Below are 767 nucleotides of genomic sequence, written 5' to 3'. Positions count from 1 at the left end.
GCCACCCTGGTCCCCTGGTTCTGGTTGCTCTCCCGCACCACCGACTGTCGCATCTTCCAGGACCGGACGGTGCCGGAGATCATCAAGGAAATCTTCCGCGAGCACGGCTACATCGACTTCCAGGAATTCCTGGTCGAGCCGCATCACCGCCAGGACTACTGCGTCCAGTACCGGGAGACCGATTTCGCATTCATCAGCCGCTTGCTGGAACAGGAAGGCATCCACTACTTCTTCCGGCACACGGACGGCAAACACACCCTGGTCCTGGCCGACGACAACGGTGCCCACCTCCCGATTGCCGGCTACGAAACCATCCCCTACTACCCCCCCGACGAAACCGCACTGCGGGAGCGGGATCACATTGATGATTGGTCCGTGGCCGGAGCGGTCCAGTCGGGCGTTTTTGCCCACACCGATTTCGACTACACGGCCCCACGCAAGGAGCTGCTAACCATCGGGCATCACCCGCATGAACACGCCCGCGCGGATCTGGAGGTCTACGACTATCCGGGGGGATACCTGAAGCGCAACCAGGGCGACGACTGGGTACGGGCGCGCATCGAAGAACTCCATGTGGACTACGAGACCCTACAGGGTGCCGGCAATGCCCGTGGCTTAGCCACCGGGGCGCTGTTTGAATTGACCGACTACCCCCGCGACGACCAGAACCGGGAATACCTGCTCCTCTCCGCCGAGTACAAATTGCAATCCGACGCCTTCGGTTCTTCCAGCACGATGGGCGGCGCGCCCAACACCGGCCCGGTCTT

Annotated in this window: 1 protein-coding gene; it reads left to right on the top strand. The window is 62.3% G+C overall.

All coding sequences use genetic code 11. The features are described from left to right. Positions 1-767, top strand: a 767-nt coding sequence (tssI, locus tag BQ17_RS17885; protein ID WP_141699356.1) for a type VI secretion system tip protein TssI/VgrG, incomplete at both ends; no start/stop codon positions are given.

The sequence above is a fragment of the Candidatus Thiosymbion oneisti genome (assembly GCF_900092655.1).
Taxonomy (GTDB): Bacteria; Pseudomonadota; Gammaproteobacteria; order Chromatiales; family Chromatiaceae; genus Thiosymbion; species Thiosymbion oneisti.
The sequence above is the reverse complement of the archived record's forward strand: the minus strand, read 5'-3'. Positions and strand labels throughout refer to the sequence as shown.